General features: G+C 71.2%; 15 protein-coding genes. 2 read left to right on the forward strand and 13 right to left on the reverse strand.

All coding sequences use genetic code 11. The features are described from left to right. Positions 1-1,099 precede the first annotated feature (1,099 nt). From tyrS to ASF21_RS13670, 4 genes are all read right to left on the reverse strand, one after another. Positions 1,100-2,422: a tyrosine--tRNA ligase gene (tyrS, locus tag ASF21_RS13655; RefSeq protein WP_055772394.1), complete on the reverse strand. Its 1,323-nt coding sequence runs from the start codon at positions 2,420-2,422 to the stop codon at positions 1,100-1,102. Positions 2,423-2,434: 12 nt separating this feature from the next. Then, a complete protein-coding gene (locus tag ASF21_RS13660; RefSeq protein WP_055772397.1) occupies positions 2,435-4,687 on the reverse strand; it encodes a HelD family protein in 2,253 nt (750 codons plus the stop codon). A 38-nt stretch (positions 4,688-4,725) separates the two neighbouring features. Then, positions 4,726-5,265 (reverse strand): adenine phosphoribosyltransferase, encoded by a 540-nt coding sequence (locus tag ASF21_RS13665; RefSeq protein ID WP_055772771.1) that lies wholly within the window; start codon positions 5,263-5,265, stop codon positions 4,726-4,728. A gap of 84 nt (positions 5,266-5,349) precedes the next feature. Next, the gene (locus tag ASF21_RS13670) at positions 5,350-5,976 is read right to left on the reverse strand and encodes a DNA-3-methyladenine glycosylase (protein ID WP_055772773.1); all 627 of its coding nucleotides are present in this window, start codon (positions 5,974-5,976) and stop codon (positions 5,350-5,352) included. A gap of 97 nt (positions 5,977-6,073) precedes the next feature. Between ASF21_RS13670 and ASF21_RS13675 the strand changes: the two genes are divergently transcribed. Together ASF21_RS13675 and ASF21_RS13680 are read left to right on the forward strand one after the other, a co-directional pair. Continuing rightward, positions 6,074-7,654, forward strand: a complete 1,581-nt coding sequence (locus tag ASF21_RS13675; RefSeq protein WP_055772400.1) for an Ada metal-binding domain-containing protein — start codon at positions 6,074-6,076, stop codon at positions 7,652-7,654. After that, positions 7,651-8,250: a methylated-DNA--[protein]-cysteine S-methyltransferase gene (locus tag ASF21_RS13680; RefSeq protein ID WP_082471579.1), complete on the forward strand. Its 600-nt coding sequence runs from the start codon at positions 7,651-7,653 to the stop codon at positions 8,248-8,250. The genes ASF21_RS13675 and ASF21_RS13680 overlap by 4 nt, the downstream gene beginning before the upstream one ends. A gap of 170 nt (positions 8,251-8,420) precedes the next feature. On the opposite strand, the gene ASF21_RS13685 is transcribed toward ASF21_RS13680, so the two are convergent. The 9 genes from ASF21_RS13685 to argC all read right to left on the reverse strand — a co-directional run bounded on the left by ASF21_RS13685 (position 8,421) and on the right by argC (position 19,335). Next, positions 8,421-10,316 carry an ABC transporter ATP-binding protein gene (locus ASF21_RS13685; RefSeq protein WP_055772403.1) on the reverse strand — a complete coding sequence of 632 codons (1,896 nt, stop codon included), beginning with the start codon at positions 10,314-10,316 and terminating at the stop codon, positions 8,421-8,423. Between the two features lie 125 nt (positions 10,317-10,441). Next, positions 10,442-11,956: an argininosuccinate lyase gene (argH, locus tag ASF21_RS13690; RefSeq protein WP_082471580.1), complete on the reverse strand. Its 1,515-nt coding sequence runs from the start codon at positions 11,954-11,956 to the stop codon at positions 10,442-10,444. Further along, on the reverse strand, positions 11,956-13,158 hold the full coding sequence (locus ASF21_RS13695; RefSeq protein ID WP_055772407.1) for an argininosuccinate synthase: 1,203 nt from the start codon (positions 13,156-13,158) through the stop codon (positions 11,956-11,958). Before ASF21_RS13695 ends, argH begins: the two co-directional genes overlap by 1 nt. Positions 13,159-13,262: 104 nt before the next feature. Next, complete coding sequence (locus ASF21_RS13700; RefSeq protein ID WP_235498989.1) at positions 13,263-13,796, reverse strand: arginine repressor; 534 nt, start codon at positions 13,794-13,796, stop codon at positions 13,263-13,265. Between the two features lie 2 nt (positions 13,797-13,798). After that, the gene (gene argF / locus ASF21_RS13705; RefSeq protein ID WP_055772413.1) at positions 13,799-14,746 is read right to left on the reverse strand and encodes an ornithine carbamoyltransferase; all 948 of its coding nucleotides are present in this window, start codon (positions 14,744-14,746) and stop codon (positions 13,799-13,801) included. Beyond that, positions 14,743-16,176: an acetylornithine transaminase gene (locus tag ASF21_RS13710; protein ID WP_082471581.1), complete on the reverse strand. Its 1,434-nt coding sequence runs from the start codon at positions 16,174-16,176 to the stop codon at positions 14,743-14,745. The genes argF and ASF21_RS13710 overlap by 4 nt, the downstream gene beginning before the upstream one ends. Next, positions 16,173-17,126 (reverse strand): acetylglutamate kinase, encoded by a 954-nt coding sequence (argB, locus tag ASF21_RS13715; RefSeq protein WP_055772784.1) that lies wholly within the window; start codon positions 17,124-17,126, stop codon positions 16,173-16,175. The genes ASF21_RS13710 and argB overlap by 4 nt, the downstream gene beginning before the upstream one ends. An 11-nt stretch (positions 17,127-17,137) precedes the next feature. Then, the gene (argJ, locus tag ASF21_RS13720; protein ID WP_055772417.1) at positions 17,138-18,307 is read right to left on the reverse strand and encodes a bifunctional glutamate N-acetyltransferase/amino-acid acetyltransferase ArgJ; all 1,170 of its coding nucleotides are present in this window, start codon (positions 18,305-18,307) and stop codon (positions 17,138-17,140) included. Further along, on the reverse strand, positions 18,304-19,335 hold the full coding sequence (gene argC / locus ASF21_RS13725; RefSeq protein WP_055772420.1) for an N-acetyl-gamma-glutamyl-phosphate reductase: 1,032 nt from the start codon (positions 19,333-19,335) through the stop codon (positions 18,304-18,306). The genes argJ and argC overlap by 4 nt, the downstream gene beginning before the upstream one ends. Position 19,336: the final 1 nt, after the last annotated feature.

Below are 19,336 nucleotides of genomic sequence, written 5' to 3' on the forward strand. Positions count from 1 at the left end.
GGCACACTATTGAGTTCTCAAACAACAGGAGCTACCGGCACCAAACACAACCAAACCGCTGCATTATCGCTCCGAAGCAACTTTTCAAGCTTACCCACACCAACCCGATCCTGCAAATCCATCCCCGATCCCGCCACCAACCCCCAGAACACTCCAGGAACCAGCACCACAACCAGAACAAACCCACACAACCGACAACAAACAAGAAGCCCATCCCAACGCCATGCACAGCACACGCCGGAACAACTTCAACTCTGTAAGGGGGGTCGTCACCCACACCGGGGCAACTCCATAACTATACGACCACCCCACCCCCACCACCAAATCCACCCACACCCCCAAACCCCAGGCCCCGAATCAACCACCCGGTGCAGGGCAACCGGGCCGACCCTGTGCGGACTGCTTCAGCAGACCGCACAGTCCCACCGGAGCACGTGCTGGTTGGCGCGGAGCCGACTCGTCCTCGCCCGCATCGGCCCGCGCAGAGCCACGTCAGGCGGGCACGGATCTGGGCAGTCTCGGTCGGGATACGCGGGCACCGAGCTGACTCGCATCGGCCCGCGCAGTGCCACGTCGGGCGGGCACGGATCTGGGCAGTCTCGGTCGGGATAGGTGGGCACGGAGCTGACTCGCCGCAGCTCGCGCCGGCCGCCGGTGCCGAAGCACGCAAGCACGCAAGCACGCAAGCACCGAGCGACCTCGTCGGAGCCAGTATCTACTCTGCAAGGGGAGGTGGGCATCGAGCTAAGTCGCCGGAGCAGGGTCGCGAAAGCGCCGTGCTGCAACGACGGGCAGTACGGCCCACACAGCGCAGCCGTGACAAGCACGACGAACCCGGCAAGCCTGACGAACGGACGAACCCGACGAACCAGACGAACCCGACGAACCAGACGAGTCCGACGACCGGACGAGCCCGACCTACCCGACGACAAGCCCGACGACACGACGGCGGACAGTGCAAGGACAAGGCGGGCGTCACGGACGAAGAAGGCCGGCACCTTCCCCACGGGGAGGTGCCGGCCCTACTCGTCGCCGCCGGCCGGTGCCACGTGCGGCGGGTCCGGCCGGACGCGGCCCGATCATCCTGGCCGGTGGGGCGTCAGCCCGCGTCGACCATCGCCAGGTTGCGCTTGCCCCGGCGCAGGAGCAGGTAGCGCCCGTGGAGTAGGTGCTCCTCCCCCACCACATGATCCACATCCGAGATCTTCTGGTTGTTGACGTACGCGCCGCCCTCCGCGACCGTGCGGCGCGCAGCGGAATTGCTGGCCGACAGCCCGGAGGCGACGAGGAGTTCGATGATGCCGAGGCCGTCGCGTCCGACCGTGACCGACTCGAGCTCTGCTGTCGCGGCCTGCAGGGTGGGGAGGTCCAGCGACGCGAGGTCGCCCTGACCGAACAGGGCTGCCGAGGCCGCGATGACCTTGTCGGTGGCCTCGACGCCGTGCACCAGCGACGTGACATCGTAGGCCAGCGCCCGCTGCGCCTCCCGGGCATGCGGCCGCTCCGCCGTCGCGCGCTCCAGCTCCTCGATCTCGGCACGCGAGCGGAACGTGAAGATCCTGATCCGCTCCGCGACATCGGCGTCGGAGGTATTCAGCCAGAACTGGAACATGGCGTACGGGCTGGTCATCGTGGGATCCAGCCAGATGGCGTTCCCCTCGCTCTTCCCGAACTTGGTGCCGTCCGAGTTCGTGATCAGTGGCGTGCCGATCGCGTGTACGCCTCTCCCCTCGACCTTACGGACCAGCTCGGTGCCGCTCGTCAGATTCCCCCACTGGTCCGATCCACCCGTCTGCAGCACGCAGTCGTAGTCGCGGAAGAGCTGGAGGTAGTCCATGCCCTGCAGGATCTGGTAGCTGAACTCGCTGTAGCTGATGCCCTCGTCGGAGTTCAGTCGCTTGGCGACCGTCTCCTTCTTGATCATGGTGCCGACGCGGAAGTACTTCCCGACGTCGCGGAGGAAATCGATGACGGACATCGGCCCGGTCCAGTCGAGGTTGTTGACCATCCGCGCGGCGTTGTCACCCTCGAAGTCGAGGAAGCGCTGCACCTGCCCCTGGAGGTAGCCGACCCACTCGGAGACGGTCTCCTTGGTGTTCATCGTCCGTTCCGCCGTCGGCCGGGGGTCACCGACGAGGCCGGTGGATCCCCCGACCAGGCCCAGGGGACGGTGCCCCGCCAGCTGCAGACGGCGCATCGTGAGTAACTGGACGAGGTTGCCCAGGTGCAGGCTGGGCGCCGTGGGATCGAACCCGCAGTAGAACGTGATGGGCGGACCGGCCAGCAGCTCCCTCAGTTCGCCTTCGTCCGTGGAGACATGGATCAGGCCCCGCCAGGCGAGCTCGTCGTACACGCCGTCGAAGGACGGATCGTTGCGCTGGCCTGCGAGGCCACTGACCGGGGAGTCTGTTTGCTGGGACACCCCACCAAATTATCAGTCGGCCATACCAGCGGGAATTCGGCCGGAGGAGATGACGCGCAGGCGCTGCGTGGGCCTCGTCATCGCGACGTACAGGTCCCCCACCCTCGCGCCGGCGGAGTCGAGCATCTCCTGCGGCTCGAGGATGACCACGCCGTCGAACTCCAGGCCCTTCGATTCGCGGGGACTGATGACCACGATGTCCTGGCCGGGCCCACCCGCGCCGGTCCCTACACGATCCGCGTAGCAGGGAGCGAGCGCAGCGCGGACGTCGGGTACCAGGGCCTCGGGGGCGATGACCGCCAGGAGGCCGCCGTCGATCGCCGCGAGCTCCTCGGGCATGGCCCGCACCAGTGCGGGCAGCACCTCGGGAACCGTGTCGAGCACCGGGGGGAACCTGCCCTCACGCACGGCCTTCGGCGCCGAGACCACCAGTCCGGCGGCGTTGGCCATCCGCACGGCGGCTTCGGCGATCTGGGAGGGGGTCCGGTAGTTGACCGTCAGCTCCTCCAGCTGCCACCGCTCCCCGACGAACGGTTCGAGCGCCTGCTGCCAGGAGCGCGAACCGGCGGCGGAGCTGGTCTGGGCGATGTCACCGACGATCGTGAAGGACTTCAGCGGGCAGCGTCGCATGAGCAGGCGCCACTGCATCGGGGACAGCTCCTGTGCCTCGTCGACGACGATGTGCCCGTACGCCCAGGTGCGGTCGGTGGAGGCGCGATCGGCGGCGGACAGGCGCGTCGCGGACACCGCGTTGTGCTGCGCGAGGTCCTCCGCCGTCAGGACCCCGTCCACGCCGGAGTCCTCGAGGGAGGCGTTGACGTTCTCGAGGGCACGCTCGGCGTTGGCGAGGTCGCGCTTCTGCTCCTGCTCCCGGGCGGCGGTGTCGCGGCCGGCGGAGGCATCGAGATCCCCCAGCAGTTCGGCGGCCTCGTCGAGCAGCGGGACGTCTGCCTCGGTCCAGGGAGCATCGACGGGCCTCGCCAGGGCGGCCCGCTCGGCGTCGGTCAACCCGGGCGCCGCGGCGCGCAGCAGTTCCGGCCGCGCGAAGAGTTCCGACACGAGCTTCTGCGGCGTGAGCGGCATCCACGCGAGGTTCAGGGCGATCCGGACATCCCTGGAACTGCGGACATCCTCCGCGAGGTAGGAGCGGTCCGCGTTGTTGCCGCCGCCCGAGGACTCCTCGAGCTTGTCCAGCAGCTGCTCGGTGAGCTCCCGGAGCAGGATCTTCACGAAGGTCACGCGGCCCTCGTTGTGCGGCTTCCCGGTCGCACGGGCACGCTCACGCGCACGGCCCACCTGCCGGGGGGTGAGGGTCAGCATGGTCCCCTCGACGTTGAGGCGCTTGTTCTCGGCGGGCACCCGCTCGCGGTTCGCGACGGCGCTGCGGATCACCGCGGCCATGTCGAGGCGGCCCTTGATGGCTGCTGCCTCCTCGCTCGTCTCCTGGACGGTGTGGACACCCGGCATGAGGGTGCCGATGCCGGCCATCACGACCCCGGTCTCACCGAGGGACGGAAGGACCCGCTCGATGTACTTCATGAAGGCGTCGGTGGGTCCGACCAGCAGGACGCCGGCGGACTTCAGCCGCTCGCGGTGCGTGTAGAGGAGATAGGCGGCACGGTGGAGCGCGACGGCGGTCTTGCCGGTACCCGGCCCGCCCTGCACCACGGTCACGCCCGGCAGGGGGGCGCGGATGATGCGGTCCTGCTCCGCCTGGATGGTGCCCACGATGTCCGACATCTGGCCTGTGCGGCGAGAATTCAGGGCGGCGAGCAGGGCTCCCTCCCCCTGCAGCGAGTCGTCGTCGCCGAGGAGGTCCGCATCCAGGACGTCGTCCTCGATCGCGACGACGTCGCGCCGCGAGAGGATGAGGTGCCGACGACGCCGGACGCCCATCCGCTCGAAGGCCGTGGCCTGGTAGAACGTCCCCGCTTCGGGTGCACGCCAGTCGACCATGAGCTGCCGGAGGTCGTCGTCGGACAGGCCGATGCGGCCGATGTAGCGCTTGTCCCCGCTGTCGAGGTCCAGGCGGCCGAACACGAGGCGGTCGTCGACAGCGCTCAGCTGGGCGAGACGGTCCTCGTACATGGTGGCGAAGGCGTCGCGCTCCGAGCGGTTCTGGTGGGAGCCGGCCGCCTGGGTGCGCCGCACGTCGGCGAGCTGCTGGGCCTTCTCCGCCCGGAGATGATCGAGCCGGCGGTACAGGCCATCGACGTAGTCGCGCTCCGCGTCGAGTTCGACTCTCGCCTGGGGCGTCTCGGGCATCGGGAACTTCCTTCCATCACACAGGCGGACCGTCAAGTCTAGCGCGGGGCGGGCGCCACGATCTCCAGTGCGTGAACGGTCCGTCCGGCGAGCTTCTCGCGCCCGCCGAGGCCGCCGAGTTCGAGGACCACTCCGCAGCCGACGACGGTTGCTCCCGCCCTGTCGAGCAACGTGCACGCCGCGACGAGCGTTCCGCCCGTGGCGAGGACGTCGTCGAGCACGAGCACGCGGGACCCTGCAGGAAGATCCGATTGGTGGATCTCCAACGCTGCCTGGCCGTATTCGAGGTCGTAGGACTCCCGGTGCACCGCTCGCGGCAGCTTGCCCGCCTTCCGGATGGTGACGACGCCGGTCCCCGTCGCGTACCCGACGGCGGCCGCCAGCAGGAAACCGCGCGCCTCGACCCCGGCGACGGCGTCGAAGGTCCCGGCGAAGGACGCGGCGATCGCATCGACGACTTCGCGGAAGCCCGCCGCGTCCGCGAACACGGGAGTGAGGTCGCGGAACAGGATGCCCGGAGACGGGAAGTCGGGGACGACGACGGTGAGGCGGTCGATGGCCGCCACCGCACGGTCCAGGAGGTGCGTGCTGCCGGGGTCCGCTGCCGGTCCGGGTGCACTGGTTCCGCCGGTCCCGGCTCCGCTGATCGTCACGGATCAACCTTACGGGCTGCGCGGCTTGCCCGGGCGGTACCGGGAGACCGTCGGCTCGTCCGGCAGCCAGAATCGCCAGGGATACTCCTCGGTCCCCGCGACGCCGCTGACACCGACGCGTGGGCCGCGCTCGAACCTGTCCGCACGCTCCTGCGACAGGTCCAGGCTGAACGGCTCCGCGAGCGCGTCGGCGCCGTCGAACCGGCGGTCCAGTCCCAGGGCCTGGGCGAGGCGTGCCGGCCCGCGTGCGAGGTCGAGATCCGACGCGGGGCGGGATCGCCGTTCGCGGGCGAGGTCGATACCCTCCTCGATCTCGCCCCCGCGCAGCAGGAGTCCGGTGGCCCAGCCCTCCGTGCCGCACACGATGTTGGCGCAGTAGTGCATTCCGTAGGTGAAGTACACATAGAGGTGTCCGGCAGGTCCGAACATGGTCGCGTTCCGGGCGGTCATCCCGCGGAAGGCATGCGAACCGGGATCGGCGTCCCCCAGGTACGCCTCCACCTCGGTGATCCGGACGGTGACGGCGCCCTCCTCCGACTGGTGGGTGAGGCGGGAGCCCAGGAGCCTGGGTGCGACGTCCAGCGCACTGCGGGCAAGTTCCGCCCGCGTCGCCGGGCCGGTGCCGCTCTCCTCGATCACGCATCGACCGTAGCAAAGTCCCCGCATCCCGAACGCCGCCGCCATGTCCGAATCCCGCTAGTTCCAGACCGTGACGACTGTCAGGATGGCGGGTATGGACTTCTGGCAGCAGTACCGGGCGATCGATGCCCGCGATGCGCGCTTCGACGGGCAGTTCGTCACTGCGGTCTCGAGCACGGGCATCTACTGCCGTCCGTCCTGTCCCGCCCGGACGCCGAAGCCCGCGAACGTGACGTTCTACCGCACCTCGGCGGCTGCCCACGACGCCGGGTACCGCGCCTGCAAGCGATGCCTCCCCGAAGCGGTTCCCGGCGATCCGGGATGGAACCTGCGGAACGACGCAGCGGCCCGTGCCATGCGCCTGATCATGGACGGGGAAGTGGACCGCACCGGCGTATCCGGCCTGGCGGCCCACCTCGGCTACTCCACACGGCATCTCAACCGGATCCTGACGGCGGAGCTCGGGGCCGGAGCCCTCGCCCTCGCCCGGGCACACCGCGCCCAGACAGCCCGAACGCTCCTCACCTCGTCCGCGCTCCGTTTCGCCGACGTCGCCTTCGCCTCCGGTTTCGGCAGCATCCGCCAGTTCAACGACACCGTGCAGCAGGTCTTCGACCTCACCCCCCGGCAACTCCGCGACGCCGCGCGTGGACTCCCGGTCGAGGTGCCGCCTCCACACGGGCCGGGCCGGGGTCCGGTCCGGCTGTCCCTCGCACTGCCGGTCCGCCTGCCGTACGACGACGGCATCTTCCGCTTCCTCGCCGCGCGGGCCGTGGTCGGCGTCGAGCTCGGGACGGGATCCACCTACGAGCGGCTCCTGAGGCTCCCCACCGGACCGGCCTGGTTCCGTGCCGCACGGGTCGAGCGCCGCACGGACGGCCGGGCCCTGCTCCCCGTGACGGTCTCGGTGACCGGTCTCGGTGACCTTCCCGCCCTCCTGGCGCGCATCCGGCGGCTTTTCGACCTCGACGCCGATCCTGTGGCGATCGACACGGCGCTGGCACGGAGCCGATCCTTCGCTCCCCTCGCCGCAGCGGCGCCGGGACTGCGCCTGCCCGGCTCCCTGGCTCCCCACGAGACGCTGGTCCGGGCGATTGCGGGTCAGCAGGTCACGGTCGCTGCAGCGACGACGGCCCTGGGGCGCCTCGCGGAGGCGGGTCGGCCCGTGCACGCGCCGGGAACGACCCTGACACGGTACTTCCCCTCCGCCCAGGACCTTGCGGACCGCCTCGGACCCCTGCTGCGGGGACCACGCCGCCGGAACGACGCCCTGCGGGCCGCGGTCGTGGAGCTCGCGACAGGAGCACTGTCCTTCGGCGTCGGCTCCGATCCGGCAGACCTCCGCAGGGACCTCCTGGCACTCGACGGCGTGGGGCCCTGGACGGCGGACTACGTCGGGATGCGTGTGCTGGGCGACCCGGACGTCCATCTGCCCGACGACGCCGCCGTCCGCACGGGCTGGTCGCGGGTCCTCGCGTCGCACGCGGCATCCGCGGGATCGGACACGCCCCTCGAGGCGGCGATGCTGGGGATCAGGCCCTGGCGTTCCTACGCGACGCTCCACCTCTGGCGTGTCGCTGCCGAACCTCGTGGCCGGGCAGCGACGGCACCCCGCACCTCATCAGCTGCACCACGTACCCTGTTGGCACCCACCGAACGGACGATCTTCCCATGAGCACCCTCTCCCCTGCAGCACCCACCGCGACGGGCACAACCCCCACTCCGACGCCGACGCCGACGTCCGGCATCCTCCGGCTGCAGGGAACGACGACGACCACCATCGACACCCCCGACGGCGCCTTCACCGTCATAGAGGCCGAGGGCGCGGTGCTCTCCTCGGGGTGGACGGACACCGCGGGGGACCTCGTGGGCCAGATCCATCCCACGATCAGGGCCACCGCCTTCGATCCGGCCGCCTCGGCGCCGGCCCCGATCCTCGAGGCGGTGGCACGGTACTACGACGGCGACTTCGCAGCGATCACCTCCGTGCGGGTGCGTCAGGCCTCCGGTCCGTTCCGCGTGCACGCCTGGGACGTGCTGCGGACGGTGGAACCGGGCGCGCCCGTGACCTACCTGCAGTACGCCGAGCGCGCCGGCAACGCGGCAGCCATCCGCGCCGCCGCGGGCGCCTGCGCGAAGAACGCGGCGGCCCTCTTCGTCCCCTGCCACCGCGTCATCCGGACGGATGGCACCCTCGGTGGATTCCGGTGGGGCCTCGCCGTGAAGCAGCGGCTGCTCGACCGCGAGGCGGGACGGCTTCCGCTCCCCTGATCACCGCCACGCCGCGAAGGCTCCGGCGAGCCGGTGTGCCCGGCGGGCCTCGCCGCGTGGGGGCACCGGCGCGTGGGCTACGGCGTCGGGCCGTGGGCCCGGGCTCGGGTCCTGAGCGATTCCGTCAGGCGTCACCGTCGGGCGTGGGCGTCAGGCGTCAGGCGTCACTGTCAGGCGTGGGCGACGAGGCGCTGCCGGGCCGCCATGTCCCGGTACAGCTCGCTCGTCGCCAGCAGCTCCTCGTGGGTGCCCACCGCGGAGACCCGCCCCTGGTCCAGCACGACGATCTGGTCGAAATCCGCGACCGTGGACAGGCGGTGCGCGACGACGACGACCGTGCGGTCCCGTGAGGCCTCCCCCAGCGTCTGCTGCAGCAGCTGCTCCGTCCGCGAGTCCACGGCCGACGTCGGCTCGTCCATCAGGAGGACGGGCCGATCCGCCAGGATCGTCCGTGCCCAGGCGAGACGCTGGCGCTGGCCGCCGGACAGCCTGATGCCGTCCTCGCCGAGGTTCAGGTCGAGCCCGTCCTCGGACCGGTCACCGAGCGCATCCAGTCCGACGGCGGCGAGCACCCGGCGCAGCTCGGTGTCCGGTGCGTCCGGGGCTGCGAGACGCAGGTTGTCCGCCAGCGTGCCGCTGAGTACGGGAGCTTCCTGCTCCACGAGGCCGATGCGCGCCCGCAGCTCGGAGCGCTCGAGGTCGCGGATGGGGACGCCGTCGAGGCTGATGCCTCCACCGTCCGGCTCGTAGAACCGCTCGAGCAGGGCGAGCACGGTGGACTTGCCGGCGCCCGAGGGGCCCACGAGGGCGGTCCGGCTCCCGGCAGGGACCGTGAAGCTCACGCCGTCGAGGACGAGCTGGGCGTCGTCGTGCAGCTCGCTCCGATCGGCGCCGCCGGTCGTCGCCGCACCGGGCGCACCGCCGGCACTGCCGCTCGCGGAGGGGCCGGCGGCGTCGTCCTCGGTCGCCGCATAGCGGAAGCTGACGTCGCGCAGCTCGATGGTGCCACCGGCCCGCGCACCGGTGGACCCGACGACAGCAGAACCGACAGCAGCAGAACCGCCGACAGCTGAATCCTGGGTCAGGTACTGCTCATCCGCACGCTCGGGCTCGAGCCGGGCGATCTCCTGGATGCGGTCGAGCGCCGCGAGTCCCGACTGGATCTGCACGAAGGCGCCCATGGCCGAACCGATGGGCATGACGAGCAGGAACAGGTACAGGATGAAGGCGATGAGGTCCCCGAGCAGCAGCTCTCCCGCGGCAACCCGGATGCCGCCGACCGCGAGGACCACGATGAAGGCGCCCTGGATGCAGATGGACATGATGGGCTGCACGGCGGCCTGCAGGCGGGCCATGGCGATGCCGGCGCGGAAGGCCTTCGTCGCCTCGACGTCGATGACCGCGGCCTCGCGCTCCTCGGCGACCGAGGCCTTGATGGTGCGGATGCCGGACAGTCCGCGCTCGACGGCGGCGGTCATCGAGCCGACGGCGTCCTGCACCGCGCGGCTGCGCGTGCGGATCAGGCGCCCGAGGAACAGGACGCCGCCGGCGCCGAACAGCACGGCGGTCAGGGTGATACCGAAGAGCAGCGGATCGATGAGCACCATCAGGACCACGGCGGCGCAGAACATGAGGATCGAGGACACGATCTCGAAGAGACCGGACGTGATGACGCTGCGCATCAGCGTGGTGTCGGATCCGACGCGGGAGATGAGGTCGCCGACGCGCCGCCGGTCGAATTCCCGGATGGGCAGTGCCAGGAGCTGCCCGACGAGCGAGCGCCGCACACCCAGCACCACCGACTCCGCGGTCCGCTGCAGCAGGTAGGACTGTGCCGCTCCGAAGACCGCTCCGCCCAGCGTGATGGCCACGAGGAACCAGACGAACACCGTGGCCGGCTCGCTCGCCGAGACGGCATTCACGAGCTGCTGCACCATCAGCGGCTGGGCGATCGAGAGGCCGGTCGAGACGAGGGAGACGACGGCGACCAGGACGAGGACACGGACGTGGCCCCGCAGGTAGGGGAAGAACTCCCGGAGGGTGGCGCGCTGGGTGGTGGTGTTCATAGCCACACAGTGCGCCGGACGGCCGGGCGAGTCAAAGCACTTCGCGACGGGCGTAGGAGGACGCGGGTCAGAGGGATGGCCGGTCCCGGTGTGTCCCCCGCGGGGCACACACCGGAACCGGGCTGTCACCCGGCAGCGTAGGGCTGCACGTCCTCGAGCTCGGCCTTCAGCGCCGTCAGCTGGCGCCGGACCGCGGCCGGCGCGGTTCCGCCCTGGGCGTCGCGGCTGGCCAGCGATCCCTCGACGGTCAGCACCTCGCGGACCGCAGAGGTGAGGTGGTCCGAGATCCCCGCGAACTCCTCGTCCGTCAGATCCCACAGTTCGACGCCGCGCTGCTCGGCCACGCGCACCGCCGCACCGGACAGTTCGTGCGCCTCGCGGAACGGCACCCCCTGGCGGACCAGCCACTCGGCGATGTCCGTCGCCAGCGCGAACCCCTGCGGTGCGAGGGAGGCCATGCGCTCGGTGTTGAACACGAGCGTCGCGATCATCCCGGAGACGGCGGGCAGCAGGACCTCGAGGGTGTCGATGGCGTCGAACACCGGCTCCTTGTCCTCCTGCAGGTCCCGGTTGTAGGCGAGGGGCATGCCCTTCAGTGTGGCCAGGAGACCCGTGAGGTCCCCGATGAGGCGTCCGGCCTTGCCGCGCGCCAGTTCGGCGACGTCGGGGTTCTTCTTCTGCGGCATGATCGACGACCCCGTGGAGAAGGCGTCGTCGAGCGTGACGAAGGAGAACTCCTTCGTGGCCCAGATGATGATCTCCTCGCTCACCCGCGACAGGTCGACGCCGATCATCGCCGACACCCACGCGAATTCCGCGTAGACGTCGCGCGACGCGGTGCCGTCGATCGAGTTGTGGGTGGCGGAGAAGAACCCGAGGTCGGCGGCCACGGCTTCGGGGTCGAGCCCCAGCGAGGATCCCGCGAGGGCCCCGGACCCGTAGGGCGAGACACCGGCGCGGCGGTCCCAGTCGGCGAGCCGCTGCACGTCGCGCAGCAGCGCCCACGCGTGGGCCAGCAGGTGGTGGCTGAGCAGGACGGGCTGGGCGTGCTGGAGGTGGGTGCGTCCGGGCATGGACGCCTCGAGGTTCGCCTCCGCCTGGTCGACGAGCGCCGTGATGGTCGCGAGCACGCCCCGCGCGATGATCCGTGCATGGTCGCGCAGGTACATCCGGCCGAGCGTCGCCACCTGGTCGTTCCGCGAGCGCCCCGCACGCAGCTTTCCACCGAGCGCCGGACCGGCACGCTCGATCAGGCCGCGCTCCAGGGAGCCGTGCACGTCCTCGTCGCTCTCCGCCGGGACGTAGGCGCCCGAGCGGACGTCGGCGTCGAGCCGGTCGAGGGCATCGAGCATCCCGGCGAGCTCCACGTCGTCGAGCAGTCCGGCATGGTGCAGCACGCGGGCATGGGCGCGGGAGCCCTCGATGTCGTACGTGGCCAGGCGCCAGTCGAAGTGCGTCGACTTGCTCAGCGCGGCGAGGGCGTCGGCTGGACCGCCGGCGAACCGGCCGCCCCAGAGCGAACCCTCGTTCGTCCCCGAACGCCCCGCACGCCCGCTTCGCTCGGCCGGGGACCCCGGCGCTCGTGGCTCCGCCCGGTGCCCCAGAGGTCCGGCGGTCCCGCCGTCGTGCGCTGGCGCCATCAGGCGCCTGCCTGCTGGTCCCGGCGCGACGCCACCTTGGACGACATCCCGAAGAGTTCGATGAAGCCGCGGGCCATCGACTGGTCGAAGGTGTCCCCCGAGTCGTAGGTGGCCAGGTTGAAGTCGTACAGGCCGACGTCGGAGCGGCGCCCCGTCACGGTGGCGCGGCCACCGTGCAGGTCCATGCGGATGTCTCCCGTCACGTACTTCTGGGTGTCGTCGATGAACGCGTTCAGCGAGCGCGTCAGCGGCGAGAACCACTGGCCGTCGTAGACCAGCTCGGTCCAGCGCTGGCCCACGGTCTTCTTGAAGCGGGCCTGCTCGCGCTCCATGGTGACGTTCTCCAGTTCGCGGTGGGCCGCGATGAGCGCCATGGCGCCGGGGGCCTCGTAGATCTCGCGGCTCTTGATGCCGACCAGGCGGTCCTCGACGATGTCGATGCGCCCCACGCCCTGGGCGCCCGCACGGCGGTTGAGTTCCTCGATGGCCTGCAGCGGGGTGACGGTGTTGCCGTCGATCGCCACCGGGATGCCCTCCTTGAAGGAAATGACGACCTCGTCCGCGGCGGGCGGGAACTCGGGCGACTCGGTGTAGTCGTAGACGTCCTTCGTGGGGCCGTTCCAGATGTCCTCGAGGAAACCGGTCTCGACGGCGCGGCCCCAGACGTTCTGGTCGATCGAGAAGGGGTTCTTCTTGGTGGTCTCGATGGGCAGGCCCTTCTCCTCGGCGAAGGCGATGGCCTTGTCGCGGGTGAGTGCGAGGTCCCGTACGGGGGCGATGCACTTCAGGTCCGGACCGAGGGTCTGGATGCCGACCTCGAAGCGCACCTGGTCGTTGCCCTTGCCGGTGCAGCCGTGGGAGACGGTGGTGGCGCCGAACTTCCGCGCGGCTGCCACGAGGTGCTTGACGATGACCGGACGAGACACCGCGGAGACCAGCGGATACGCGTCCATGTACAGGGCGTTCGCCTTGAGCGCGGGCATGCAGTACTCGGTCGCGAACTCGTCGCGGGCGTCCGCCACGTAGGCCTCGACGGCGCCGCAGCCGAGCGCGCGCTGGCGGATGGTCTCGAGGGACTCGCCGCCCTGTCCGACGTCGACCGCCACGGCGATCACCTCGGCTCCGGTGGCTTCGGCGATCCAGCCGATGGCGACGGAGGTGTCGAGTCCGCCCGAGTAGGCGAGGACGATGCGTTCGGTCACGGGGATGTGCTCCTTCGGTTGTCCGGGCGGGGCCCGGAAGATCCTGGTGTGGGTGGTCTGTGCCGCTGCTGCCAGCGTAGCGGCGGGTGATCGGTGGGGCGGGGTCAGGCGGTCTCGGCGCTGCCCTGCGGCTCCTGCGCGAGGTTCAGGAAGCGTTCGGCGACGGCGGCCCCGCCGTCGACCTCCCGGCTGACGAGCATGACGGTGTCATCGCCCGCGATGGTGCCGAGGATGGACGGGATGACGGAGTGGTCGATCGCCAGGGCCAGGAAGTTCGCGGCTCCCGGCGGCGTCCGCAGGATCACGATGTTGCCGCTCGCCTCCGCCGTCACGAGCAGTTCGTTGCACAGCTTCGCGAGCCGCGCGTCGAGGATCTCCTGCGAGACCCCGCTCTGGACGTGCCGCCCGCCACCCTCGACCGGCACCGCGTACACGAGGGCGCCGTCGGCCCCGCGCACCCGGACCACGCCGAGTTCCACGAGGTCCCGCGACAGCGTGCCCTGGTTCACCTGGACGCCGTCGGCCGCGAGGAGCGTGGCCAGTTCGGCCTGGGAGCGGACGGGGTGCGCGGTCAGCAGGTCGGTGATCCGGGCGTGCCGGGCCGTCTTCGTGACGGGCCGGGCGGAGTCGCGCTGCACGGTCACGGTGTGGCCGCCGAGCGGGCGACGAGCCAGGTCATGAGCGCCTTCTGCGCGTGCAGCCGGTTCTCCGCCTCGTCCCAGACGAGCGACTGCGGGCCGTCGATGACGTCCGCCGCGATCTCGTAGCCGCGGTAGGCGGGGAGGCAGTGGAGCACGACGGCGTCGGGCGCGGCCTGCGCCATCGCGGCGGCGTCGACGGCGTAGGCCCGGAACAGCTCCTGCCGGGCGGCCTTCTCGTCCTCCTGGCCCATGGACACCCAGGTGTCGGTCGCGACGACGTCGGCCCCGGCGAGCGCGGCGGCGGCGTCGGTGGTGACGAGGACGGACCCGCCCGTCTCACGCGCCCGCTTCTCGGCGGCCGCGACGACAGCGGCCGCAGGAAGGTAGCCCTCCGGCCCCGCGATGCGCACGTGCATCCCTGCCGTGGCGCCGGCGAGGAGATAGGAGTTCGCCATGTTGTTGGCGCCGTCCCCGAGGTAGGTCATGGTCAGCCCCGTCAGCTTCCCCTTGTGCTCGCGGATGGTGAGCAGGTCGGCGAGGAGCTGGCACGGGTGGTAGTCGTCGGACAGGGCGTTGATGACCGGGACGCTGGAGGCGGCCGCCATCTCCTCGAGCCCGGACTGCGCGTAGGTGCGCCAGACGATGGTCGCGACCATCCGTTCCAGGACCTTCGCCGTGTCGGTGATCGATTCCTTGTGCCCGAGCTGGGAGTCCCCCGCACCGATGATGAGGGGGACGCCGCCGAGGTCGGCGATGCCGGAGGCGAAGGACACCCGGGTACGCGTGGACGTCTTGTCGAAGATGACCGCGACCGTCTTCCGGCCCGCACCGCGGCCCGCGAAGGGGGCGTGCGCGTAGGGGTCCGCCTTCAGCTCGGCGGCGAGGTCCAGGACCTCCGCCTGCTCGGCCGGCGAGAGATCGGTGTCGACGAGGAAGTGGCGCGTCATGCTGGTGCCTCCTGGGATGTGCTGTCGGTCGACGGCCGGGCGGCGTCGAGGATGCCGGGGAGCGCGTCGAGGAAGCTCGCTGCCTGGTCCTCGGTGAGGATGAGGGGCGGCGCGAGCCGGATGGTCGCCGGGCCGGTCGCGTTGATGATGAACCCGGACTGCAGGGCGGCCTGCACTGCGGCCGGGGCATGGTCGCCGTCGAGGTCGAACCCGATGAGGAGTCCCTCGCCGCGCACCGCGACGACGCCCCGCGTGGCGGCGAGCCCGCGCCGCAGGAGGGCTCCGACGTGCACCGCGTCCTGCAGGGCACCCGTGGTCTCGAGGACGTGGAGCGTCGCGAGCCCGGCTGCCGTGGCCACCGGGTTGCCACCGAAGGTGGTGCCGTGCTGGCCCGCGGAGATGAGCGTCGAGACCGCCTCGCCGAACGTGACGAGCGCGCCGACGGGGAAGCCCCCACCGAGTCCCTTGGCGAGGGTCATGGCGTCGGGGACCACTCCCTCCACCCCCTGGTGCGCGAACCAGCGGCCGGTGCGGCCGATGCCGGACTGGACCTCGTCGAGGATCAGCAGGGCGCCGTGCTCGCGGGTGAGTTCACGCGCGGCGCGGAGGTATCCGGCGGACAGCGGGCGGACCCCGGCCTCACCCTGGATCGGTTCGACGACGAGGGCGGCCACGGTGTGGTCCATCGCCGCACGGAGGGCCTCGACGTCGTCGAACGGAAGATGCTCGACGCCGCCGGGCAGGGGCTCGAACGGCTCGCGGTAGGCCTTCTTCGACGTCAGCGCGAGGGCGCCCATGGTGCGGCCGTGGAAGGCGCCGTCGAGCGCCAGGATGCGGCGCCGCTCCGGCGTGCTGTTCCGGCGGGCCAGCTTGACGGCGGCCTCCAGCGCTTCCGCCCCGGAGTTGGTGAAGAACACGCGGGACCCCTCGGGGGCGTCGGCGAGCGCGAGGAGCTTCTCGGCGAGCGCCACCTGCGTGGGGCTGGTGAAGAAGTTCGAGATGTGACCGAGGGTCGCCAGCTGGCTCGAGATCACCGACGTGACGAACGGGTGGGCGTGACCGACGGCGTTGACGGCGATGCCGCCGAGCAGGTCGAGGTACCGGCTCCCGTCGGCGTCCCAGACGTAGCAGCCCGAGCCACGCACGAGCACGCGCTGCGGCGTCCCGAACACACCCATCAGGGAGCCGCTGTACCGGGCGAGCCAGTCGGCGCCGGAACTGCCGCCCGTGAGGACGCCGACCGCGTGACCGGCCGTCCCGGCGTCGATCCGGCCCGCCTCCGCGGGGACCGCATCGACCGGACCGGGGGCAGCGTGCCGGCCGTGCGCGGTGCCCTGCGCGGCTGTGATGCCCGTGGTGCCCGTGGCGTCTCTGGTGCCAGGAGTGCCCGGGGTGCCCGTGGTGCTTGTCGTCGTCCCGAGGTCGGTCATGGGGTTCCTCCCGTGAGTGCTGGGGTCTCGTCGGGGACCACCTGGGTGCCGATGCCCGCCGCGGTGAAGGTCTCCAGGAGCATCGAGTGGGCGAGCCGGCCGTCCACGATGTGCGCGCGTTCCACGCCGCCCTCGACGGCCTGCAGGCAGGCGGTCATCTTCGGGATCATGCCGGACTCCAGCGACGGCAGGAGCTCCCGCAGCCTGCCCGCCGACAGCGACGAGATGAGCGAACCGCGGTCGGGCCAGTCGGCGTAGAGCCCCTCCACATCGGTCAGGATCACGAGCTTGGCCGCCCCGAGGGCCACGGCGAGCGCGGCAGCGGCGGAATCGGCGTTGACGTTGAGGACCTGCTGCGTCGGCTCGCCGTCGACGTCGTACTCGGGCGCCACCGTGGAGATCACCGGGATGCGGCCCGCCTGCAGGATGTCGAGGATCGCTCCCGGGTGGACGGCGGTGACCTCGCCGACCAGGCCGAGGTCCACGGGCTCGCCGTCGACCACCGTCCCGGTGCGCACGGCGCGGAGCAACCCGCCGTCCTCCCCGGAGAGACCGACGGCGTAGGGGCCGTGCGAGTTGATCAGGCCCACGAGCTCCCGGCCCACCTGTCCGGTGAGGACCATGCGGACCACGTCCATGGCGTCGGGCGTCGTGACGCGGAGGCCGCCCTTGAACTCGGATTCGATGCCCAGCTTCTGCAGCATCGCGTTGATCTGCGGTCCGCCGCCGTGGACGACGACCGGGCGGATGCCCACGTGGTGCAGGAAGACGATGTCCTCGGCGAAGGCCCGGCGCATGTCGTCGTCCACCATGGCGTTGCCGCCGTACTTGATCACCATCGTGGTCCCGGCGAACCGCTGGATCCAGGGCAGGGCCTCCATCAGCGTGGCGGCCTTGTCCTGCGCCCGCAGGGTCGACGCGGAGGGTCCGGTCGGGGGTGCGTCTGTCATGGTCCCTCCCATCAGCTCGAGTACGCCGAGTTCTCGTGCACGTACTCGTGCGTGAGGTCGTTGGTCCAGATGGTGGCGCCGGCGGATCCCGCTGCGAGGTCGATCTCGACGGCGACATCCCGTCCGCTGAGGTCCACGAGGTCGCGCGGGTCGCCGATGCCGCCGTTCCGGCAGATCTGGACGCCGTTCATGGAGACGTTGAGCTGGTCCGGCTCGAAGACGGCGTCGGTGGTGCCGACGGCGGCGAGGACCCGGCCCCAGTTCGGGTCGTTGCCGAAGATGGCGGTCTTGAAGAGGTTCGAGCGGGCCACGGCGCGGCTGACCACCTCGGCGTCCCGCTCGGTCGCGGCGTTGACCGTCGTGACGGCGATGGTGTGGCTCGCGCCCTCGGCGTCGTGGATGAGCTGCGCGGCGAGGTCGAGGCACACATCGGTCAGGGCCGCCGTGAACTGGGCCTGGTCGGGCGCGATCCCGGCTGCGCCCGAGGCGAGGAGCACCACGGTGTCGTTCGTCGACATGCAGCCGTCGGCGTCGGTGCGGTCGAAGCTGACACGCGTCGCCTCGCGGAGCGCCGCGTCCAGCGCGGCGGGCTCGAGCGCGGCGTCCGTGGTCAGGACGACGAGCATCGTGGCGAGGCCGGGCGCGAGCATCCCTGCCCCCTTGGCCATCCCGCCGATGGCGTAGCCCTCACTGGCGGAGTCGGCGGTCGCCGGGTAGCGGGCTTCCTTGGACACCGTGTCCGTGGTCATGATCGCCTCGGCGGCGGAGGGTCCGCCTCCCCGGCCGAGTGATCCGGCGGCGTCGGCGACACCGGCCAGGAGCTTCTCCATGGGCAGGTGCTCGCCGATGAGTCCGGTGGAGCACACGACGACGTCGGTGGCCGAGACGCCGAGGAGATCGGCCGCCACCTCGGCGGTGCGGTGCGTGTTCTGGAAGCCTTCCGGCCCCGTGCAGGCGTTGGCGCCGCCGGAATTGAGGACGACGGCGTCGGCGCGTCCGTCGGAGACAACCTGGCGGGACCAGAGGACGGGAGCGGCCACGACGCGGTTGGAGGTGAAGACCGCTGCCGCGGTGTGCAGCGGCCCGTCGTTGACCACGAGGGCGATGTCGGGCTTGCCGGTGCTCTTGAGGCCGGCGGCGACGCCCGCGGCGCGGAACCCGCCCGGGTAGGTGATACTCACGGTGCGATCCCCTGGATGGTCAGGCCCCGGGTCTCGTCGAGACCGAGGGCGATGTTCATGGACTGCACGGCTCCGCCGGCGGTCCCCTTGGTGAGGTTGTCGATGACGCTGCTGACGATCACGCGGCCGGCGTGCGCGTCGAACGCGAGCTGGAGGTTCGCGTAGTTCGAGCCGAGGACCGACTTCGTGGCGGGCCACTGCCCCTCGGGGAGGATGCGCACGAACGGCTCGTCCGCGTAGGCCGCCTCCCATGCCTCACGCAGCTCGGCGTAGCCGACGCCGGGGCGTACCTTCGCGGTCGCCGTCGTGAGGATGCCCCGGGCCATCGGCGCGAGGGTCGGCGTGAAGGACAGCGACACGCGCTCGCCGGCGGCGAGGCTGAGGCCCTGCTCCATCTCGGGGGTGTGGCGGTGGCCCCCCCCGACGCCGTAGGGGCTCATGCCGCCCATCACCTCGGAGCCGATCAGGTGGGGCTTCGCGGCCTTGCCCGCACCCGACGTGCCCGATGCCGAGACGACGACGACGTCGTCGGGCTCGAGGAGGCCCGCGGCGAAGCCGGGGGTGAGGGCGAGGAGCACGCTCGTGGGATAGCAGCCGGGAACGGCGATGCGGCGCGCACCCTCGAGGGCGGCCCGGTGTCCGGGCAACTCGGGCAGCCCGTACGGCCAGGTGCCCGCATGCGCGGAACCGTAGAACTTCGCCCAGGCGGCGGGATCCTGCAGGCGGTGGTCCGCCCCGGCGTCGATGACGAGCGTTTCCGGCGGGAGCTGCGCGGCGATCTCCGCACTGGCTCCGTGCGGCAGGGCGAGGAAGACGACGTCGTGCCCGGCGAGGACCTTGGGGGTCGTGTCCTGCAGGATGCGACCGGCCAGCGAGTGCAGGTGGGGCTGGAGCGCACCGAGGGCGGACCCGGCACTGCTGTGCGCGGTGATGGCTCCGACCTCGATGTCGGGGTGGTTCGCGAGGAGGCGCAGGAGCTCTCCCCCGGCGTAGCCACTGGCGCCGGATACCGCTGCGGTGAACGTCATG

Source organism: Arthrobacter sp. Leaf234, from assembly GCF_001422665.1.
Lineage (GTDB): Bacteria > Actinomycetota > Actinomycetes > Actinomycetales > Micrococcaceae > Arthrobacter_D.

Coding starts and splice junctions, on each gene's coding strand:
- argH (WP_082471580.1), bottom strand. CDS start 11,956: ATGGCGCCAGCGCACGACGGCGGGACCGCCGGACCTCTGGGGCACCGG.
- argF (WP_055772413.1), bottom strand. CDS start 14,746: ATGACGCGCCACTTCCTCGTCGACACCGATCTCTCGCCGGCCGAGCAG.
- ASF21_RS13675 (WP_055772400.1), top strand. CDS start 6,074: ATGGACTTCTGGCAGCAGTACCGGGCGATCGATGCCCGCGATGCGCGC.
- ASF21_RS13660 (WP_055772397.1), bottom strand. CDS start 4,687: ATGCCCGAGACGCCCCAGGCGAGAGTCGAACTCGACGCGGAGCGCGAC.
- ASF21_RS13685 (WP_055772403.1), bottom strand. CDS start 10,316: ATGAACACCACCACCCAGCGCGCCACCCTCCGGGAGTTCTTCCCCTAC.
- argC (WP_055772420.1), bottom strand. CDS start 19,335: ATGACGTTCACCGCAGCGGTATCCGGCGCCAGTGGCTACGCCGGGGGA.
- argB (WP_055772784.1), bottom strand. CDS start 17,126: ATGACAGACGCACCCCCGACCGGACCCTCCGCGTCGACCCTGCGGGCG.
- ASF21_RS13680 (WP_082471579.1), top strand. CDS start 7,651: ATGAGCACCCTCTCCCCTGCAGCACCCACCGCGACGGGCACAACCCCC.
- ASF21_RS13710 (WP_082471581.1), bottom strand. CDS start 16,176: ATGACCGACCTCGGGACGACGACAAGCACCACGGGCACCCCGGGCACT.